Origin of the sequence: Pseudomonas sp. SED1, assembly GCF_034044025.1 — a bacterium.
GTDB lineage: Bacteria > Pseudomonadota > Gammaproteobacteria > Pseudomonadales > Pseudomonadaceae > Aquipseudomonas.
Window position 1 is genome coordinate 1 of the sequence record NZ_JAXCIS010000215.1, and the last position, 1,421, is coordinate 1,421.

The 1,421-nt window shown below is 48.7% G+C and carries 1 rRNA gene; it reads left to right on the forward strand.

The features are described from left to right. Positions 1 to 225: 225 nt before the first annotated feature. Positions 226 to 1,421, forward strand: a 23S ribosomal RNA gene (locus tag SNL23_RS27330); the annotation flags it as partial.

The window sequence follows — 1,421 nt, forward strand, 5'->3', positions numbered from 1 at the left end:
TTAGAAATGAGCATTCCATCGTTGTGATGGTGAATGTTGATTTCTAGTCTTTGATTAGATCGTTCTTTAAAAATTTGGGTATGTGATAGAAAGATAGACTGAACGTTACTTTCACTGGTAACGGATCAGGCTAAGGTAAAATTTGTGAGTTGCTCTTAATTGAGTATTATCGAATTTTCGGCGAATGTCGTCTTCACAGTATAACCAGATTGCTTGGGGTTATATGGTCAAGTGAAGAAGCGCATACGGTGGATGCCTTGGCAGTCAGAGGCGATGAAAGACGTGGTAGCCTGCGAAAAGCTTCGGGGAGTCGGCAAACAGACTTTGATCCGGAGATGTCTGAATGGGGGAACCCAGCCATCATAAGATGGTTACCTTACACTGAATACATAGGTGTATGGAGCGAACCAGGGGAACTGAAACATCTAAGTACCCTGAGGAAAAGAAATCAACCGAGATTCCCTTAGTAGTGGCGAGCGAACGGGGACTAGCCCTTAAGTGGCTTTGAGATTAGCGGAACGCTCTGGAAAGTGCGGCCATAGTGGGTGATAGCCCTGTACGCGAAAATCTCTTAGTCATGAAATCGAGTAGGACGGAGCACGAGAAACTTTGTCTGAATATGGGGGGACCATCCTCCAAGGCTAAATACTACTGACTGACCGATAGTGAACTAGTACCGTGAGGGAAAGGCGAAAAGAACCCCGGAGAGGGGAGTGAAATAGATCCTGAAACCGTATGCGTACAAGCAGTGGGAGCCCACTTTGTTGGGTGACTGCGTACCTTTTGTATAATGGGTCAGCGACTTATTTTCAGTGGCGAGCTTAACCGAATAGGGGAGGCGTAGCGAAAGCGAGTCTTAATAGGGCGTCTAGTCGCTGGGAATAGACCCGAAACCGGGCGATCTATCCATGGGCAGGTTGAAGGTTGGGTAACACTAACTGGAGGACCGAACCGACTACCGTTGAAAAGTTAGCGGATGACCTGTGGATCGGAGTGAAAGGCTAATCAAGCTCGGAGATAGCTGGTTCTCCTCGAAAGCTATTTAGGTAGCGCCTCATGTATCACTGTAGGGGGTAGAGCACTGTTTCGGCTAGGGGGTCATCCCGACTTACCAAACCGATGCAAACTCCGAATACCTACAAGTGCCGAGCATGGGAGACACACGGCGGGTGCTAACGTCCGTCGTGAAAAGGGAAACAACCCAGACCGTCAGCTAAGGTCCCAAAGTTATGGTTAAGTGGGAAACGATGTGGGAAGGCTTAGACAGCTAGGAGGTTGGCTTAGAAGCAGCCACCCTTTAAAGAAAGCGTAATAGCTCACTAGTCGAGTCGGCCTGCGCGGAAGATGTAACGGGGCTCAAACCATACACCGAAGCTACGGGTATCATCTTCGGATGATGCGGTAGAGGAGCGTTCTGTAAG